The following is a 19,050-nucleotide window of genomic DNA, read 5'->3' on the forward strand; positions in this document are numbered from 1 at the left end:
TCAGTCTTTTTACATATTATAGGAGTCGTTTTGCACGGCTCTCTATGTGGTCGTCCTTTTTTTCGTGTTTCACTCTGATTCTGTTCTGGCGTGCTATTCCTTCTGCCGAGACCAGTAAATCAATGTGTCGTCCCTCTTTATTTCTGTAAAGCCCATTTTGACTAATATTTTTGCGGAATCTATGTTATCTAGCAAGCACTTCGCCGTAATCTTTTTCACATCTGGCTGCAACAACGCCCAATTCGCTAGGCCTTCTGCCGCCTCATACGCGTAGCCTTTTTTTCGCTCGGCTTCAATAATTCCATAGCCGATGTCCACTTCTCCCTCCGCATTCGGGACTCCCTTGAACCCTACATCGCCGATAATCTTCATGCCATCCTTTATAATGATCATCCACGATTCAAATCCTGTCGGTTCCCCTGTGAGTGCGAGTGCTTTGATGATTTTGGGTATCGTTTCCATCGCATCCTCATCAGGCCAGCCTTTGCCTAATGTAAGCCCCATATCCAATAACTCTTCGTAATTTTCTTGCAAAATATTCGTTGCTATTCTATGTGTAAATGGAATCAATTTGAGCCGTTGTGTATGAATGCTTTTTTCATTCATGGACAGGTACCCCTTCCTCTTTCCTTTCTTGTCGGTGACGATTTTTAAGTTAGATTTACTCTCCATATGTTTTTTCAGAAAGGGTCTATTCCTACACCTCAGCTACTCTTTCAATACTCCGATAGGAAGAATCACTCGGGCACTCCCATTATAGCATGATTTTCCACCCCTTTTTTTCAGAACGAATTGAATATTGATTAATCCGTATCTTTTCCGAATAATGAGAGATAACAAATGATGATGGACACCACAAAATCCAGTTGGTAAGGAGTGAAAACATGTCCACAAAGCTAAACAGTGAGCTTGTCCGCATTCAGCCCTGGGCGGATCACGATCTTCCCTTGCTGCGTCTTTTGAATGCACCTGCCATGATGGACCATCTTGGAGGCCCGGAGACGGAGGAGCAGCTCCTTGCTCGGCACGAACGGTACGTCAATAAGGACGGACAGCTAACGAGCAAGATGTTCAGCATCGTACTGCTGCCAGATCACACCCCTGTCGGAAGCATCGGCTATTGGGACCGTATCTGGAAAGGAGAAAACGTATACGAAGTAGGCTGGAGCGTCCTGCCCCCCTTTCAAGGGAAAGGAATCGCCTCCGTGGCTTTAGCCTCACTCATCACACGCATCAACCAAGAACGAAGACACCAGTTTATTCATGCCTATCCCTCCGTGGACAACCCTGCCTCCAATGCTATTTGCCGTAAGCTCGGTTTCACTCTGCAATCAGAATGCGTCTTTGAATACCCTCCAGGAAGTTTTATGCGCTCCAATGATTGGCGATTAGAAGTTGCATCGGGACATTTCCCCATTGAAAAAGTCCGGGAGCAATTCCCCGCGCTGCAACGAACTTACAAAGGCAAACCAGTTGTTTATCTGGATGGCCCAGGCGGTTCGCAAGTCGTAAAATCCTCCATGGACGCGATCTATCGCTATATGGCGAACGGTGGAGCGAATTTACACGGCTCCTTTCCGACGAGCAAGGAGACAGAAGCCATCCTTGCAGATGCCAAACAAGCCGTAGCAGACCTATTCCATGTGGGGCCGCAGGAGGTAGCCTTCGGTGCGAATATGACCACGCTGACCTTTGCGATTGCCCGAGCATTAGGTCGTCATTGGAAAGAAGGAGATGAGATTATCGTCTCCGAGATGGATCACCGCGCCAATGTAGACCCGTGGCTGACTGTTGCCGCAGATCGCGGAATGACCGTTCGGTGGTTGAAGATGAATAAAGAGACACTTACGTTACAACTAGATGAGCTCGATACCTTACTGACTTCCAGAACCAGACTTGTGGCAATCGGACTTGCTTCCAATGCTGTCGGAACGATCCATGACCTTCCTGCCATTTCCCAAAAAGCACGCGCAAAAGGAGTCATTGTCGCTGTCGACGCCGTGCATGCGGTCCCTCACTTCTCTATCCATCGTGACGAGATCGGAGCCGATATCCTGCTCTGTTCCGCCTACAAGTTTTTTGGCCCTCATGTAGGAATCGCTGTCATCCGCAAAGAAATTTTTGAAGCACTCGATGTTTATAAATTGGTTCCTGCCCCCTCTTCTTTTCCAGATAAACTGGAGACCGGAACCCAAAATCATGAAGGGATCGCAGGAATCAGACCGGCTATCGAATTTGTTGCGTCGCTTGGCTTCGGTGATAGCTTCGCTGAAAAAATCCGCTCTGGTTACGAGGTGATCGAAGCCTATGAAAATCGGCTGGCAGAAAAGCTGCGAAAAGAACTAGGCGCAATGAAGGGTGTCACACTCTATCAAGCGGGTGAAGATGTACCGAAGACACCGACGATCGCTTTTCGGATCGAAGGGTTTTCTCCCCAAGAAATATGTGAGCGATTGTGCGAGGAGCATAGCATATTCGTTGCAGACGGAGACTTCTATGCGACAACACTCGCCAATTGTTTGGGAATCAATGAAAGCGGCGGCTGGATACGGGCGGGGCTGGCACCGTACAATACCCGCGAGGAAATAGACCGTTTCATTCAAGGTATTCAAGCCATGATAAGGGCATAAAACAAGACCCGGGTCAGCGCGACTCGGGTCTTCCACGTTTTTATCCATGCAGCACGCCCTGAAATCTGGCGCGAGGGCGATAGTGCCCGACCGGAATTTGGATCAAGCAGGTTTTCTCTTCGGTCTTTAGGTTGTATAGATCATCGCAATTTTCCACGTCAAATCCGAGTAGCGGATGGCCGCCCATTCCACACGTGAACGCGGCCAAAAGCAATTGATGCACGACGATTCCTGCCTCCAAATGTTGGATGCGATACCCTCTAAACCCTAGCTGATTGATCAAATGATCGCGATTACCCACCACATGAAAGCAGAGCGGCACTTGATACAAATTCACGTTGTCCAGAGTCATTCCGTCCTGAAGGCGTGCTCGTAAATCTCCATAGACAATTGGATAAAGAGCGTGCTCCAGTGGATCGTAAGCGTATGCCCCATCTTGTATTCCTTCTACCTGATGAATGCTTACAAAGAGAGAAAGCCTTCTCGGCACTGCTTCCAGATTTTTTCCCAAATCATTGCCGTACAACAGAGCACTCATCGTCATTTCCATGATACGCGCTACCTGATCCTGGTCTGTTTTCCTCCTGATAAAGTCCATTTCTGGTGAAAAACGCTCCCGGCAATATTGCACCAGATCATAGCTTGGTTTCTGCAAACGCGGGAGAAGGATTCGCTCATCGGAACGGCGAGACCATTTGCTTTCTAACTCATCCGAATCATGTGCAAACGAATGGGTAGATTCCTGCATGGCAGCTTGATTTATTTGCAGGAGCGAAGGATATTTCCTCATTCTTTTTGAGCGCATCACTTGCACGTACTTTTGCTCAGGCAGTTCCCTGATTAGCTCGCTAGCCGTCACCTCTCCTCTCTCTGTCCATTGTGACGATGAGTGCGAATGCCTCTCCCCTCCTGTTTGAAGCGATAAGGGAACTACCGCGTAGACACTCTCTTGATCGTCAGACAATCCTAGCAGTGTATTTATCGCTCTATCCAGGAACTGATAATGCACCGCAGTCGTTACACCGAACTGGTTTCCCATTTCCTGTAATTGCCCAAGCAGTACACCAGCATCAAGGCCCTGCAATCGATAGGAAAATTCATCATACTTAAAAAAGTTCTTCCAAAAATAGATGGATACGAATGCAACTCCAAAGCAAGCCTGCACCGGACAACTGCCGCCAAGCGCTCGGCTTAGAAAGTGATCAAAATTCCCTTCGCGCAACTGTACGAGTCTGTGATGGGCCACATCGTAGTGGTATAGTCCCGGAGGAATACTCGACAGCTTCAAATACACGTACAGCTCACTCGGATAGAGTGCCCCTCCAGACGGAACCGGTCTTCGATTCGTTACAAGTGGCAAAAACGACTCAGATCCTGCATCTGCCGAAGTCGTGGTTAACAATGATTGGCTGATTTGGGTGAGGCCATAGCTATACCATAACCAAGCGCCCAATTGAGGAAGAGACATCTCTTGTGAAACGGTTTGATCTACGAGCGATAGAGGCACTTCTTCTGGCAGTGGAATGACAGGTAGCCCCCTGTACAGCTTGTATGTCAGTGGCGCATCTCCCCAATCCACCTCGAGATCACTTGGTCTGGCGTTTTCTGTATCAAAATGAAGGCGGTACAAGAAATTTTCGAGACTCATCCGGCTCACTCCCAGATGCATGTTATGGAAACTTATGGAAACGGATGCGGAAAAGGATTCAACTCGTCTACACGCAGCGATTGTTTCGCATACCCCAGCTTCACAGGGACCTCCAATACTCTTTTCAATCCCGTTATTCGCGTGAGATGATGGCCAAAAGTCATCGGGAGCATGCCAGGAATCAATACACGCACGCAAGATAAGCCGTGGCGCCCTACCTCTGGTGTCGTTTGATCCACCACAATGACATCGAGATCTAACTTTTGGAACACACTGAGCAACTCCCGCAAATCGTCTGTTAGATCATGATTTTGGTTTCTTCTAGGAAAGCGTTCAGCGAAAGAGACCATCGGACGTGAATCATCCATGAGAAAGGATAAGCGCTCCGCTGCTTCTGGCAAGCTGTAAAGCATCGCATGATCGTCCATCTTTTTCACCAGGGACGAATCATGGAGCATGCGCAAGTATTTGTCTCGGTTCGCTTCGTACTTGTCTGCCAACGTCATGAGCATCGCAGCCGTTTCGTAAATGGAGCTTTTTACAGCACGGATGGGGTCTGGATGCGCTCCTGCTGCACAAACGAGGTGCAAGCCTTTTTCTCCGCGGTTTTTTGCAATCGTCCAAACAGCGGGAATACCATTTTCCATGGTCGCATCGAACAAGTACAAATCGTAATTGGTAACGGTCTGCATCCGATCGATCAACAGTAGCAATTCCCGATCATTGACTGTAGCGGGATCGAGGCGTGGTAATGGCAATTTGGCATACCAGGTCAACAAGAAAGCATCTCGCTCTACCACTTCGAGGATGCCGTAAAAAATCGCCTCCTCTAAACTGCCGCCCAACGCACAGCCATTGGAGGTCTCAAATACTACTCCCTCCCCGAATCCCATACTGTAGTAGGCCATGAGCTCAGGTACAAGAATGGGTCGCTCTTCTTTAAAGGAATAGCCCCATACCCAGTTCATTTCTCGCTTGGGATCAAACGGCTGAAACGGAAAATCAGGCAGGGCATACTGCTCTTCTGAATGGGTTCCCGCCGTTGTCGGATCAAGGGCTTTCGGCAAAAGGTTTGCGTAGCAGTCACGCACCATCGTCCTCTTGCCACGCGGCATCAGCCCGCAATATCTTTCCATTCCTTCCAAAATCGCTGTTATCTCACTATCCGCGTATGAAACAGATCTGCCAGCCGTGCCCTCGTCATGAGAAAATAACGGCAGATTGACACTTACATCTGCGAACACAGAGACAAGATCACGTACTTTCCCATTCAAAAACCCGGTTCGGGAATCCAAATATTCGTTGGTGAGAGCTTGTTTTAAATCGGCTATGGATTTTGTCCGGTAACTGTCCGGACTTTGCTTAACGATAGGCTTCAAGCGTATTCTTGCCTGCTCTTCAGAATCCTCAGGCAGTTGACTACATACCGGACATAACGGATTGGGCAAAAAGAAGTGGCGCGTACTGGTCAATGTTTGCAAATCAATAAACTGGATATGCTCGGATAACTGGGCTTGCCTGCCCTCTACTATGCGTTCAGCCTCCGCAATGACATGGTATGCCACTTGTAACAACCCAGAGCGGGATGACCATGGATCACGGGGTATGCCGCCTTTCTCCCTCAGCATCTGTTGTACCTTCCACATCTCTTTGCGATCGCGTCCCGCCATCAAGCGCCGCATATCTGCACACTGGGAGCACCCTGTTTGATCTGGACGAACCAACGGACCTACGATGGCCTCCCCAAATGAAACAAAGCCGCGAAGCCATGGAATATTTGCTTGGCGAAAATGTTTTTCTGCCTGCACATGCAAAGCAGGATCATACGTATCGTGCAACAGGAGCGCCAAATTTGCGCCACTTGTCTCCGACTCCATGTTTTCACTCTGCCACACGCGATAGCCCTTGCTTACATGTTCTGAAACCAGCTCCGCCAGAACTCCGTCTCCAACTACAAGAATGTCAACGTTCATTGAAGCACCTCCCGCGAGAGCAGCAAGGCGAATACACCGCCAAGGTCTTCTTCCAGAAAAGGTTCTATCGCGGCATTCATGACTCGAGGAGAAAGGTTTTGAACCGCCAGTATCTCAACCGCTTGTTTCCAGACCTCTTTTTCCGATTCTTCCTGAACGCTACTGCGTGCAAGTTCAATGGCTTCACCCGTCAAGCCGACTGATTGCGCTGTCAGTACATACTTGGACACGTGATTGGTTGGCGTTTGAATCTGATGCAAGGCATACATGAGCGCTTTTCGCAATGCTTCTCGCTCCTGCAAGCCAATACTCCCGTACCATCCCCTGCGCGTTTCCACCCAATACACCGGAAATCCGCACACCTCATGGCCTTTTGCAATCGTCAGCTTCTCACCTAATGTAGCGAAAGATCGTAAATAAAACTGGGACTGTTCATCCACAATGGAATCAACATGCACAGGTCTAGCCGTTGGCTGTCGTCCTTTCATTTCTGACACATACGTGAGTGTCAGACAATGCTGTAACGCCCGACATAAGCCTTCTGCTGCCGTTTCCCCTGCTCCAATTCCGATATTGATCTCTAGATCGCCTTGATAAGCGGAATTTTGAGCGCTTAGGTGGTTCACCATTCTTCCCGCATACATCTCTGCCCCAAGCAATCCTGCTTCTCTACGCGCCTCGTCATGGGTATATCCTGCGCATACAACTGTTGGCAATAGCTCTGCGGGACCATCTGCTACAGGATCGACTGCTGTCACCCTACACTGTGTTAGTGGTAGCTGCGTAAGCTCTCCCTCATCCCAATTGTGAAAAATACCGTTCTCAGGGGAGGTCCATGACGGAAACAGAGACAATAGACTATCTTTTTGTTCTGCCTCTTTGGATATCCGTAATTCAAGCTCTCTCTCATCCAATACCTCCATGCTCCTATCTTCTTTTTGCATTGGGTGAGGCATGTAGGACTGCCAGCTTCCTTCCAACGTCTCCAGATTTAACAAATAAATTTTGTTTGGGTCCTCTGCTTCGTTGACACCTGATACGTATTTGAACCATTCAAAAACAGCGATGTTGGCCAGCATGGCTGCTGCGGTCATTGAATATGGATGTTGTTCGGGGTCCGCACACAAAGCCTGCCGATGTAAACGACGCCAAGCCGATTCAAAGCAAGCCTCTGACTGTGGATGAATCAGCGGCCCTACCATTCCTTTTTGCTGGACAAATAACGCCGGAACAAACACCTTCTCCCGCTCTCTGCACGCGCACTGGATCAAACTTACTTCGCCCTTGTTTACGTTTGCTGACGTGTACAAAATACCGGTGAATGGCTCGATGATCACTGACCAGTCGGCACCCTCCCATGACGTCGGCTTGAGTTCATCCAGCTTCACTTCTGGGTCTTTCCTACGCGAATGTTCTATAATCGCCTCTAGCCGCTCACGATTGGTCGCAGTCTCATTCGTGATGGCGTAATGGAATTGCACGCATCCCGATTCCAGCAATGCATGGATGGCAGAAAGGAGAAAGGAGCCTGCCCCGATCACCAATACTTTTTCCGTTCGATATTTTTGAAAACGATACCCTCCTGAACCACCTAACTGATCCAAAAATTCAATCTGCGCTGCATACCTCGACATGACCTCTGGTGATAATTCATGTGGTTTCTCCAGGCTCACATCTTGAAGGAATCCATTTTCTAAAAGTGTACCGGCCACTTGGAAAATTTGTTGCTGATATTCTTCCGGCAAATCGTCGGTCAATTGCTCTAACGTATGCACACCATTAAACATGGGAAATAACTGATCTACCCACCGATCGATCATGTCGCCCTTCATGCGGAAAGTCCCGATGTTATTGCGAAAATACACGCTTCCATCTGAATCGGGTATATACACTGTATCCCGCTTCACTTTTATGCGCATCGAAGGATTCAGCTTATCCATTCTCCTCCCCCTAACGTTGTGAAATAAACCAATTTGCGACAAGACATGTCACAACTATTTTATGTATCACTCTTTGTCTCACATTCCAGTTGGAAAAACAAAGCCCCTGCCAAGACACAATTTGGGGCAGGGGCTTCATTTACGTATGGATTATAAATCGTCAAACACGATAAAGCATGGGAAGAAGCAAGAGCAACTGCAAGAGCAAGAGCAACTGCAGAAGCAGGAGCAGGAGCAGGAACAGCTACAGGAGCAAGAGCAGCGACTGCAACGACCACAACTACATCTGTGGCATCTACCACATCCGCCACATCTACTTCGAACTAGCGTCGCTTCATTCATTTTTTCTTTGTCCCAACGCTGCATTCGATCCCCTTTTATTTCAGAAGCCTTCAATTTTTTTAGCTCTTTTTTGAACTCATCCATTCGTTTTCACCTCCGCCACTTCATGGAACTACTCTAGATTTATGAAGGGACGTTGGGTATTCGTGCACAGTTCATGTGCCCATTTTTGGTGGAACATGAGAAAAACCCGCTATGCGGCAAGGTTCCCTGACAAAAAAAGAAGCCGCCCTCAAAGTGAAGGCAGCTTGGATGATCATTGCTTTACAGTTTGAAGATAATTCCCATCAGCGAGTAAATAATTACCGTCGAGAACAGCACCGTCATATGAATCAGTGAATATATAAACATCGTTTTCGACCATTTCTGTGAATCCATTTTCCGGTATCCAAAAACACTCAGAACCAACCATAAAATATTCAGGAGCAGGGCCATAAACGTAAGACCAGCGCTTAATGACCAAAATAGAAAACTGCTCGCAATCAAAATAACCAAATAAACATTTGTTTGAATGTAGGTACGTCTTGCACCTTTGACGACGGGCAACATAGGAACCCCAGCCGCCTTGTACTCATCATGCTTGCGAATCGCGATCGCATAGAAGTGAGGCATTTGCCAAATGACCATGATGATAAAGAGACCAAGGATAGCAGGATGCGTGATATCTGGGTGAATGGCGGCCCAACCGATGAGCGGCGGCATTGCACCAGATATACTTCCTACCTCCGTGTTGTAAACCGTTCTTCTTTTTGTCCACATCGTATAAGGCACGACATAAAAAAACAGTCCGAGAAAACCCATGATAGCAGCCAATGGTGATGCCAAGACGAGAGCCGCCAAGCCAAAAATCGTCATCAGAGAGGCGAGCCATAAAACGGTCTTCGTTGATATATCCCCTGTTACCGTAGGTCTGTTCTTCGTCCGCTCCATGATCGAATCGATATCGCGATCATACACGTTATTAAAGGCACCCGCTGCACCCATGATTAAAATAGAGCCGATTGTAGCAAATAAGATTTCTGGCAGCTTATCTATTAGACTGAAGTGATACGTATATAAAGCCAATGTTAATCCGGCAAACATCGGAATCAGATTCGATTTGATAATCCCCGTCTTAACCGTTTGCGCCAAAATATTGGACATAGGCCGATTCCGCGTTGCAACGCTTTCTTCCCTCTGCATTCGTACACTGTCCCCTCTTACTAGATGATCTATGTCTATCGTACTCCAAAATAGCATGACATAGTAGACGGTTAAATCCTACAAAACTGCCATTTGTATCTTACATACCACTAAGGATTTAAATACTATATGGAATGTTAATTCTATATGGTATGATTGTCAAGAGAAGGAGGCGGACGAATGAACAGACGCAGATTAACCCAGGCAGAGCGTAAACAGGAAACACGGCAATTGCTCATCGACGCAGCCATTGAGACCTTTGCTCAGTTAGGCTTCCACGGAGCTTCCGTTGATAAAATTGCAGACCATGCTGGTTTTACCAAAGGAGCTGTTTATGCTCATTTTCAGTCCAAAGAAGATCTCTTTCTCGCTATTTTGGAAGGTCAGATGCAATTACATGTGTCCAATATCCATCACGTAATTGATCACCAGCCATCATTATCGCATTTTATCGAAGCCATGGACGCCTATTTTATGTCCGTTCAGCAACAAAATCGCACGTGGACCATGCTGAATCTGGAATTTTTGCTTTATGCCATGCGTGAAGAGTCTGTTCGAAAGCGATGGTCGAACATGATCATCGAGTCGGTACAGCATCTTTCCAAGGCCATACAAACATTGATGCCAAAAGAAAGTGACTCTACTCTATCCGCAGTTGAAATGGCATGGACGATTCTTGCTCTTGAGAATGGCATGAGCATCTTCTATTACATTAGCGGCGACCAGGCCCCCTTGTCTTTGTACGGAAAAGCTTTGCAAAACATGCTATCGTCAAAATAGCGATTCCCTCATGCTAGATCATTTCTGACTGGGCAGTCCGTTGCTTCATGATTCGATTGACTCTCTCAGAACCATATAGCATGAACACAATGTAGAAGGCTGTAAAAAAAGGTAAAATCGAAACGGTCGTCTGTGCAGCAAGCCACCCTAGCAACGGAGGCAGTAGTGTGGCACCCGTGTACGCAACCGCCATCTGATAGCCCATCAGCTTTTGCGTTTGTTCTTTCCCAAAGCGTTCAGGAGTATCGTGCAGCATACAGGGATAAATCGGAGCGAAGCCTAACCCGAGTAATAGAAAACCGATCAACGAACAGAAAGTCGGTAATGGCAACATCAACAGCGCTGCCCCAGCTAACGATACGAGAAGTCCACTGCGAATCAGGACGCGGTTGCTCACTTTGAAGGTAACAAAGCCCGTGATAAATCGCCCAACCGTAATGCCGCCGTAATACATAGCTACCCACACCGCTGCCACAGCCGCAGGTAGCTCTTTCGCATTTACCAAAAAGCTACTCCCCCATAATCCCACCGAGGCTTCAGCCCCACAATAGAAGAGAAAGGTCAGTAATGTCAGCTTGACGCCCTTTGTCCGTAACGGTTGCTCTATCTGCCCACGAGACGGCTGAACCTGTGATTCTTTGACTGCGTGTCTCTGTATGTTCTCCATCCGTTTCCACAATGGAAGTGTAATCGCTAGAAGTACGACTAACGCAAATTGAATGAGCGAAATGGTCAAGTATCCATTCCGCCATAAATCATGATCTCGCATAAAGCCAGACATAATAATGGGGCCAAGCGTAGCACCCACCCCCCAGAAGCAATGCAGCCAGCTCATATGATGGGCTTGATAATGCGTAGCAACATAATGATTCAGTGCTGCATCCACAGAGCCAGCTCCTAGTCCCAGAGGTAATGCCAATACCATCAACCATATAATCGATGGGGCAAAAGAAAATCCGAGCAAGGCTGCCGCCGTCATCAAACAGCTAATCAGCGTGATCTGTCCTGTACCCAAACGTTTTAATAATGCGCCGCTCATCAAGCTAGATACGATTGTTCCAGACGCAATCACAATGCTGATCACACCTGCCATACCAAATGCAGCGCCATATTCTTCTTGCATGACAGGCCAAGCTGCCCCCAGTAACGAATCAGGAAGGCCCAAGCTGATAAACGACAAGTAAATCATGATCAAAAAGAATGTTGCCACGATCCCCCGCCCCCTGCTCATTGTTACATTCTTACAGTGAGTCTATTCAGCAATTTCTCTCCCTCTGTTTTGAACCGCTTGTTCTTTTCGAGAAATTCGTGCACTTCATTTAATTGGGCTGGTCGGTAGCCTGGACCACCACAACCACAGGAATGATAGGTAAACCCATGCTGATAGAGGATTTCAACCTTTTTCCACTGCTTCACATCCGTTTGCTTTGGAGCCTTGAAATCATGCCCCATATCCTTCATTCCAATCCCACATTGCGGACAGCTATGCTTGATCTTGTTCCATTCTTCCTCCGTCAACTCATACTTGGAGGTTTGCTTGAACACTTTTCTGCAAGGGAAACAGGCGTATATTTGTTTATACGGACCATACATCCCATATCGACACATGATGATCAACCCCTATCCCATTTCATCTGCCCGTTTCTCTTTTAATTGGATGGCGAGCATTCTCCAGCGTTTTCGTTCCTCTGATTCCGCGATTTCCTCCTCATCCATTTCCAGCCAATAGTCGGCATCCATCCGTTCATACATATCCAAAAGAGTGATCGTTGCACAGGCAGGATTCTCAAAAGCCGCAATCATCGCCTCCGGTCCGTCATCCCAGTTGTAGCCATTCACTACAGCATGAAGGAGGACAGATGAATCAAGCAGTTTTATTTTTTGGCACCGCTTCTTCTCAGATTCCTCATATAAAATATCGTCCACCGTTTCCTCTTCCTCAGAAGACAGTGTTAGACGTACTGCGCCTTTCGTTTCGATCAGCAGGTCTGCAATCGCTTTGTCGTTCCTGGCCGCATTCCAGGCAGTGGCCAAAATGCCATGCTGAGAGTCAAGCTCGGCTCCCTGTTGCACCAGTCGTTTTACGGCTTCGACTTGCTTGAATTTGACGGCTTTTTTCAACGCTGTATCGCCCAGCTTGTCTTCCGCCTCCAGCTCTGCGCCTTTATCCAAAAGCATCTGAATCGCTTCTGGCGGCATTCGATTTGTTATAAAAAGCATCAGCGGCGTTCTCCCGCGTTGATCTCGTTCGTTGATATCTAATTGATCCACTGCTGCTCACACGATCTCTAGATCCTTTGTCTTACTGACGTTTACCCATTCCATCCGACTTCTTCTCCTCAGCTTATCTAGACAATTTCCGTTCCGGTATTCCTATGTATCCCCTTTTTTGACGAGCGTACTACCTATGAAGTCAAAGCTCAAAGGCGCCCCCTTTTTGTCAGGCTGCCACCCCAGCTTGATCGCCTCTTCAATGATGACCGCGACGTCAGCTGGCTTTATCACTCTTATATCCAAATGCTGCACATGTGGAAACTCCGCCCAAAAGTCATTCACATCTGATTTTACATACACGCGAATCAATTGACCTATCCCTTCATTGTGCTGGATCGTCAATGCGAGCAGACCCTTCGCTGCTGGACTAATGACCCACCGATATCGCTGCTCTCCTACCGTTATCCCCCGCGTTCCTTTTTTGGGTAATGCCATAGCTACCTCCTCATTGCAAGTAAATGTGTATCAGTTCTGCCAAATACGGTTTTAGGCCGTCCATTATTTCCTGTGAATGCTGCACAGTCACTTCTTTCCCCAACCCAAGCAAGAACTTTGCAAAAACAAGATGTCACTTCTCGCTACATTTCCTTCCAACCAACTACTTCCATCCTGCCGCACATGCAGCATAGATGCAAGCCAAAGTTCAGCCTCACAAGCCTGCACACCTTCAGTGGTCAGCTCCTGATCCTCCATAACAAACAGCCAACCCTCTAGGATTGGCTGTCATTTACATGATAGCTTTTTGTGTTCAATTCTTTTTTTTGTTTTTTTATCAATAATGTTGCGCCCCATTTCAACACGGATGGGGTTTCTTTTAATACCTGAGGTATCAATATCGCTGCCCCAATTCCCTGGATTACGCGTGAAAAAATGAGGAAGCCCCCACTCATTGGAATCCCACACAACGCCGAAGCCACAATAAATATCCCCATGCCTACAAGGAACATCCTTTTTCTTCCTTGCCAATCCCCTAAGCGAGCTCCGGCAATCAATAATACGGCATAAGACAGTACATAGGATGCCACAATGAATTGTATTTGTGTTGTACTCGCATGAAGCTGCTCCTGGATCGTTGGATTGGCAACAGTCACAATAAAAGAATCCAAGATAACCATAAACGTTCCGAGTAGTAAAACAAACAGTGCCCACCATCGTTTTCTGTCCAGCGTCCTTGTCGTTTCTGAATGGGGGTAGTTCATACGGAAGTCACTTCCCTGCCAATGATTATTAGGGGTATTTATGAATACTACTATAATTTTGTTGAAAAAAGAGGAAATACCCGTTATAAGTATTCCCTGTAAGGGGTGATAATGCGTGCATAGTCACTCCCATATTTCTCTTCCAGCACGGGGCTGAAATCCTTCTCAATCTGACCCATGATGATGTCATGGTAGAATGCATTTTGCAGCAATTCAATGAGTGACGGGTGGTCCGTCTCCAGAATAGTGGGCTTGATCCCACGCCCAAAGCTGCCCAGCAATGCCGAATGTGCATCGCAAAGAATAGAGAACTTCCTGGAGTGCACTTGATTCCATTCCGCACTCCTTTTATGTACGACAACATTTTTTAGCTTTGCATGGCATTCGCCAATGGATATTAGCGTGACAGCAACCCCTTGTTTTTCTGCTTCTACCAGTGGTTCCTCTACCCAATGAACATCTTCAGACCAAATATCGACAACAATGCTTTTGTTTGCATTTGAGATGATACGTTTGATGGCTGTTTCAATCGCTTTGTCACCTTGCCAATTATAAAAGGAAGGAGACGTTCGGGGAGTGGATTTCAACTGTTCTTGAAGGACACGGGTTGTTTGATCAAATTCCGATTGTAACAAACGAATCAACTGCTCGATCGGTACTGCATCATAAAGAACAGGCTCCGATTCGATCATGCGGCACATGCCCTTTTCTGTTAATGCTCGAAGTGCAGCATATACGTTTGTCCGAGAAACGGAAACTTTCTTGGCCACTTCATATCCAGATATTTTGGGTTCCTCGTGAAGCACCAAATAACATCTGGCTTCCAGGTCTGACAATCCAATTTTCCGAAGCTCATCAATCAAGCTGTTACCTCTTTTCTGCATAGTAGTATATCTGAATACTACTATCATTCTGATATAAAGTCAACACTCCTATGAATCCAGTACCCTCTACAACTCAAGCGGATTGAAATATTCCCTCCACGAGACTATCTCCCCATTGAAAACTCGTAACTTGCTCACATAGGATTGGGAGTATTCCAATCCACTCTTTTTTACGGTTGCCTTCCCGTCCATCTCAACGAAATACAGCTCGTGACTGCTTTCATTTACTTCATAGATACGAATGTTGGAGATTTCCCAAAATGAGTACAGACCATTTTCCTTTCCAATAAATTTCCACTTTGGGACACATATTTTAGCGGCGACATGCACGTCATTCTTTTAAACAGCTTCGTAAAGTGAGCCTGATTGGAGAATCCTGCTTGCACGGCAATTTCCTTACCGCTTAAATTTCCGCAGCGAATCAACCGCTTAGCATGTTCAATCCGCAGATGAATCAGATATTGATGCGGCGTCACTCCTGTATGCTTTTTAAACAGGCGAACCAATTGGGACAAGCTGATATTGCTCACCCTCGAAAGGTCGGCGAGGGATATACCCACCTCCAAATTTGTCTGCATGTAGTCAATCATGGTTGTGACATGTTTGTTTGTGGCGAAGGTACCCGCACGGCTTTGCCCGTATCCGGTAAGGAGGCTTACTCTGTTTTCCATTCCATCTTTGCTGGGTTCAGCTTGAATGTGGAGGACACTTTTTGGAGTGGGAGGAACCAGCGCTGGTCGCGGTAAATGAAAAAAGAACTGTAACAGAGAGCGGTTTCTGTTACAGTTCTTTCATGCTCGTTACAAATCCAGCGTATTTTTCTCCAGAAAATTCGTAGCGAAATTCCCTGCGACAAAGTCAGGGTGCTCCAGCAGCTTCTCATGGAAGGGAACCGTCGTATGCACGCCTTCGATAACAAACTCACCTAGCGCCCGCTTCATGCGAGCCAATGCTTCGTTGCGATCTGTTCCCCAAACGATCAGCTTGGCGACCATCGAGTCATAAAAGGGAGAGATTTCGTAGCCGGGATAAACGGCACTGTCCACGCGCACACCGTAACCGCCAGGCGGCAAGTAATTGATAACCTTGCCTGGTGATGGCATAAAGTTTTTCGCCGGATTCTCTGCGTTGATTCGGCACTCGATTGCCCATCCGTTGATTTTCACGTCTTCTTGTGAGAAAGATAACGGATTGCCCGCTGCGACAGATATTTGTTCTTTGATCAAGTCAATCCCTGTAATCATTTCTGTCACGGGATGCTCTACCTGAATCCGTGTATTCATTTCCATGAAGTAAAATTGGCCATGCTTGTCTAACAAAAATTCAACTGTACCTGCTCCGTGGTACGAAACCGCTTTGGCTGCCGCTACCGCGGCTTGCCCCATTTGCTCGCGCAGACTTTGGTCTAGCGCAGGAGATGGCGCTTCCTCTACCAGCTTTTGATGACGACGCTGAATAGAGCAATCCCGCTCTCCCAAGTACACAGCGTTGCCGTGCTTGTCGCCCATGATTTGAATCTCCACATGCCGCGGCTCTTCCACGTATTTTTCCAAGTAGACACCGGCGTTACCGAATGCCGTCTCCGCTTCTTTCTGGGCTTGCCGAATCGCCTTGGACAACTCATCGGCATCAAAAGCGACACGCATCCCTCTGCCGCCGCCTCCAGCCGTTGCTTTTACGATGACAGGATAGCCGATTTTCTCCGCCACCTGCAAGGCTTCATCTATGTCTTCAATCAAGCCGTCTGTGCCCGGAACTAATGGAACATTCGCTTGACTCATCGTTGCTTTTGCTACGGCTTTGTCACCCATTTTGGTGATCGCTTCGGGATCGGGACCGATAAAGGTAATCGAGCAATCTTGGCAAAGCTGGGCAAACGAAGCGTTTTCCGCCAAGAAGCCATAACCCGGGTGGATAGCGTCTGCCTTGGTGTGAAGAGCAACCGTCATAATCCGTGCCATGTTCAAATAGCTGTCCTTGGACGCCGTAGGTCCGATGCAATACGCTTCATCCGCCAATTCTACGTGCAATGCTTCCCGATCCGCCTCAGAAAAGACAGCGATTGTACGTATCCCTAGTTCCTGACAAGCGCGAATAATGCGGACAGCGATTTCGCCGCGATTGGCAATCAATACTTTCTTAAACATAGGCGCACTCCTTCCTACTGAGTTTTGACAACGAGCAATGCTTTTCCGTAATCGACAAATTGACCATCCACGACGAGAATTTCCGTGATGATGCCGCTAACGGGAGTCGTAATGTCGACAGATAGCTGCAGAGCATCAGCCGTGCAGCGTCCAACCTTTTCGCCAGCTTTAACAGTCTGCCCTATTGTCACTTCCGCATAGAATAGTCCTACTCCTAATGACATGACCTGTTGTGTTACTTCCTTAGGTACCTCAGCAACGACATCGACGGACTCAGCAGTAGCGGCTGCCTCCTGATAGCCATGCTCCACTTCTCCCACCTGTACAGGAGCATTCCCAGCCACGACTTCGACTGGTGCGCTTTTCTTGATTACGATGCGGGTCTTGCCCTTCTCCCATTCCAGCTCCTCAATGGAAGACTGATTCACCAGCTTGATGAATTCACGCAGTTCATGCAGCTTCATAGCACGATCAGAGCTCCTTTCTAAAGTGGGATGTTCCCGTGCTTTTTGTACGGACGATCTTCCTGCTTGTTTCTAAGCATTTCCAAGGCTTGCGCCACCTTTTGGCGGGTTTCGCGTGGATCGATGACATCATCTACCATTCCGAGACTTGCCGCGACATATGGATTGGCGAACTTTTCGCGGTAGAGGGCGATTTTCTCTGCGCGAGTCGCAGCCGGGTCCTCACTTTGTTCGATTTCTTTTGCAAAAATGACGTTGGCTGCCCCCTCGGGACCCATGACGGCAATCTCTGCATTCGGCCAAGCATACACGACATCTGCTCCAATGGACTTGGAGTTGAGCGCCACATAAGCGCCTCCGTAAGCTTTGCGCAGGATCACGGTGATTTTGGGAACCGTTGCTTCGGAGTAGGCATACAAGATTTTCGCACCGTGACGGATAATCCCGCCGTGCTCCTGATTGATTCCTGGGAAAAAGCCAGAGACATCTTCAAAGGTCAACAGCGGAATGTTGAAGCAGTCGCAAAAACGGATGAACCGTGCCAGCTTATCCGATGAATGAATGTCCAGTCCGCCTGCCATGACCTTCGGCTGGTTGGCGATAATGCCGACACTGTGTCCATCGATACGCGCCAGACCGATAACGATATTGCGGGCAAAATTCGGCTGTACTTCCATGAAATCACCGTGATCCACGATTTTTTCGATGACCTTGCGCACATCGTATACTTTGGTGCTTTCAGCAGGTACCAGCTCCAGGAGCTCCTCTTGCCAACCATTATTCTCCTCTGCTTTTATCACAGGTGCGCGATCGCGATTGTTTTGCGGCAGGAAGCTGAGTAGCCTGCGCACTCCTTCCAATACTTCCTGTTCGGTTTCTCCCGTAAAATGGGCATTGCCGCTCACCGTCGAATGGACTTTGGCTCCGCCTAGATCCTCTGCGGAAATTTTTTCACCTGTAACGGTTTCGATCACTTTTGGCCCTGTGATGAACATTTGACTCGTCTTCTCTACCATGAACACGAAATCCGTAATCGCTGGAGAGTATACCGCTCCTCCTGCACACGGACCGAGGATGACAGAGATTTGCGGAATCACACCGGAGTATATGGCATTGCGGTAAAAAATCGTGCCATAGCCATCCAGCGAGCTTACCCCTTCTTGGATGCGTGCGCCACCAGAGTCGTTTAGACCGATAAAGGGAGCGCCGTTCTTCGCTGCCAAATCCATCACCTTGGCAATTTTCATCGCGTGCATCTCACCCAGAGCTCCGCCAAATACCGTGAAATCCTGCGCGAACAAATAGACAGGACGACCGTTGATTTTTCCGTAGCCTGTCACGACGCCTTCGCCCGGTGCCTCCATCTGGTCGAGACCAAAATGTGTAGCACGATGCTCAACAAACGGGTTCAGCTCCATAAAGGTATCTGGGTCAAGCAAAAGCTCGATCCGCTCGCGTGCAGTCAACTTGCCGCGGTTATGCTGGGCATCGATACGAGCATCTCCGCCACCAAGCTGGATTTTATATTTACGTTCCATCAATTCATCAATTTTTTCGTACATGTTGTTGCTCATAAGGACCACCATC

The 19,050-nt window shown here is 47.8% G+C and carries 18 protein-coding genes; 2 read left to right on the plus strand and 16 right to left on the minus strand.

Annotated elements, in window-relative coordinates:
• Positions 1-93: 93 nt before the first annotated feature.
• Positions 94-606 (minus strand): GNAT family N-acetyltransferase, encoded by a 513-nt coding sequence (locus tag ASG16_RS23865; protein ID WP_056493329.1) that lies wholly within the window; start codon positions 604-606, stop codon positions 94-96.
• 278 nt (positions 607-884) lie between these two features.
• Here ASG16_RS23865 and ASG16_RS23870 point away from each other — a divergent pair, with 278 nt between their 5' ends.
• On the plus strand, positions 885-2,630 hold the full coding sequence (locus tag ASG16_RS23870) for a cysteine desulfurase-like protein (RefSeq protein WP_082517276.1): 1,746 nt from the start codon (positions 885-887) through the stop codon (positions 2,628-2,630).
• A gap of 40 nt (positions 2,631-2,670) precedes the next feature.
• Here the strand turns inward: ASG16_RS23870 and ASG16_RS23875 are convergent, their stop codons facing one another.
• The 5 genes from ASG16_RS23875 to cyoE all read right to left on the minus strand — a co-directional run bounded on the left by ASG16_RS23875 (position 2,671) and on the right by cyoE (position 9,715).
• Positions 2,671-4,278, minus strand: coding sequence for a SagB family peptide dehydrogenase (locus ASG16_RS23875; RefSeq protein ID WP_056493325.1), 1,608 nt, complete (start codon positions 4,276-4,278; stop codon positions 2,671-2,673).
• 32 nt (positions 4,279-4,310) lie between these two features.
• On the minus strand, positions 4,311-6,251 hold the full coding sequence (locus tag ASG16_RS23880; RefSeq protein ID WP_056493322.1) for a TOMM precursor leader peptide-binding protein: 1,941 nt from the start codon (positions 6,249-6,251) through the stop codon (positions 4,311-4,313).
• Entirely contained in the window at positions 6,248-8,191 is a 1,944-nt protein-coding gene (locus ASG16_RS23885) for a putative thiazole-containing bacteriocin maturation protein (protein WP_056493319.1), read from the minus strand. The genes ASG16_RS23880 and ASG16_RS23885 overlap by 4 nt, the downstream gene beginning before the upstream one ends.
• A gap of 150 nt (positions 8,192-8,341) precedes the next feature.
• Complete coding sequence (locus ASG16_RS31680; protein WP_082517275.1) at positions 8,342-8,617, minus strand: heterocycloanthracin/sonorensin family bacteriocin; 276 nt, start codon at positions 8,615-8,617, stop codon at positions 8,342-8,344.
• A 180-nt stretch (positions 8,618-8,797) separates the two neighbouring features.
• Positions 8,798-9,715, minus strand: coding sequence for a heme o synthase (cyoE, locus tag ASG16_RS23895; RefSeq protein WP_056493313.1), 918 nt, complete (start codon positions 9,713-9,715; stop codon positions 8,798-8,800).
• Positions 9,716-9,895: 180 nt separating this feature from the next.
• On the opposite strand from cyoE, the gene ASG16_RS23900 reads away from it, so the two are divergent.
• Positions 9,896-10,495 carry a TetR/AcrR family transcriptional regulator gene (locus ASG16_RS23900; RefSeq protein WP_056493310.1) on the plus strand — a complete coding sequence of 200 codons (600 nt, stop codon included), beginning with the start codon at positions 9,896-9,898 and terminating at the stop codon, positions 10,493-10,495.
• A 13-nt stretch (positions 10,496-10,508) separates the two neighbouring features.
• Here ASG16_RS23900 and ASG16_RS23905 read toward each other — a convergent pair whose 3' ends face one another.
• The 10 genes from ASG16_RS23905 to ASG16_RS23960 all read right to left on the minus strand — a co-directional run bounded on the left by ASG16_RS23905 (position 10,509) and on the right by ASG16_RS23960 (position 19,049).
• Positions 10,509-11,705, minus strand: coding sequence for an MFS transporter (locus tag ASG16_RS23905; RefSeq protein ID WP_082517274.1), 1,197 nt, complete (start codon positions 11,703-11,705; stop codon positions 10,509-10,511).
• Positions 11,706-11,728: 23 nt separating this feature from the next.
• Positions 11,729-12,103, minus strand: a complete 375-nt coding sequence (locus tag ASG16_RS23910; RefSeq protein WP_048032828.1) for a hypothetical protein — start codon at positions 12,101-12,103, stop codon at positions 11,729-11,731.
• Positions 12,104-12,115: 12 nt separating this feature from the next.
• Positions 12,116-12,766, minus strand: a complete 651-nt coding sequence (locus ASG16_RS23915; RefSeq protein ID WP_241970825.1) for a DUF4274 domain-containing protein — start codon at positions 12,764-12,766, stop codon at positions 12,116-12,118.
• Between the two features lie 102 nt (positions 12,767-12,868).
• Positions 12,869-13,204 (minus strand): hypothetical protein, encoded by a 336-nt coding sequence (locus ASG16_RS23920; protein WP_056493307.1) that lies wholly within the window; start codon positions 13,202-13,204, stop codon positions 12,869-12,871.
• 275 nt (positions 13,205-13,479) lie between these two features.
• Positions 13,480-13,968, minus strand: coding sequence for an MFS transporter (locus ASG16_RS23930; protein WP_056493304.1), 489 nt, complete (start codon positions 13,966-13,968; stop codon positions 13,480-13,482).
• A gap of 83 nt (positions 13,969-14,051) precedes the next feature.
• Positions 14,052-14,831, minus strand: coding sequence for a TrmB family transcriptional regulator (locus tag ASG16_RS23935; protein ID WP_056493301.1), 780 nt, complete (start codon positions 14,829-14,831; stop codon positions 14,052-14,054).
• A 245-nt stretch (positions 14,832-15,076) separates the two neighbouring features.
• A complete protein-coding gene (locus ASG16_RS23945; RefSeq protein ID WP_082517273.1) occupies positions 15,077-15,523 on the minus strand; it encodes a helix-turn-helix domain-containing protein in 447 nt (148 codons plus the stop codon).
• Between the two features lie 129 nt (positions 15,524-15,652).
• Positions 15,653-16,999: an acetyl-CoA carboxylase biotin carboxylase subunit gene (gene accC / locus ASG16_RS23950; protein WP_056493295.1), complete on the minus strand. Its 1,347-nt coding sequence runs from the start codon at positions 16,997-16,999 to the stop codon at positions 15,653-15,655.
• Between the two features lie 14 nt (positions 17,000-17,013).
• Entirely contained in the window at positions 17,014-17,463 is a 450-nt protein-coding gene (locus ASG16_RS23955) for an acetyl-CoA carboxylase biotin carboxyl carrier protein (RefSeq protein WP_056493292.1), read from the minus strand.
• 20 nt (positions 17,464-17,483) lie between these two features.
• Positions 17,484-19,049, minus strand: a complete 1,566-nt coding sequence (locus tag ASG16_RS23960; RefSeq protein WP_056493289.1) for an acyl-CoA carboxylase subunit beta — start codon at positions 19,047-19,049, stop codon at positions 17,484-17,486.
• Between the last annotated feature and the right edge of the window lies 1 nt (position 19,050).

It is taken from the genome of Brevibacillus sp. Leaf182, assembly GCF_001423865.2.
Classification (GTDB): domain Bacteria; phylum Bacillota; class Bacilli; order Brevibacillales; family Brevibacillaceae; genus Brevibacillus; species Brevibacillus brevis_C.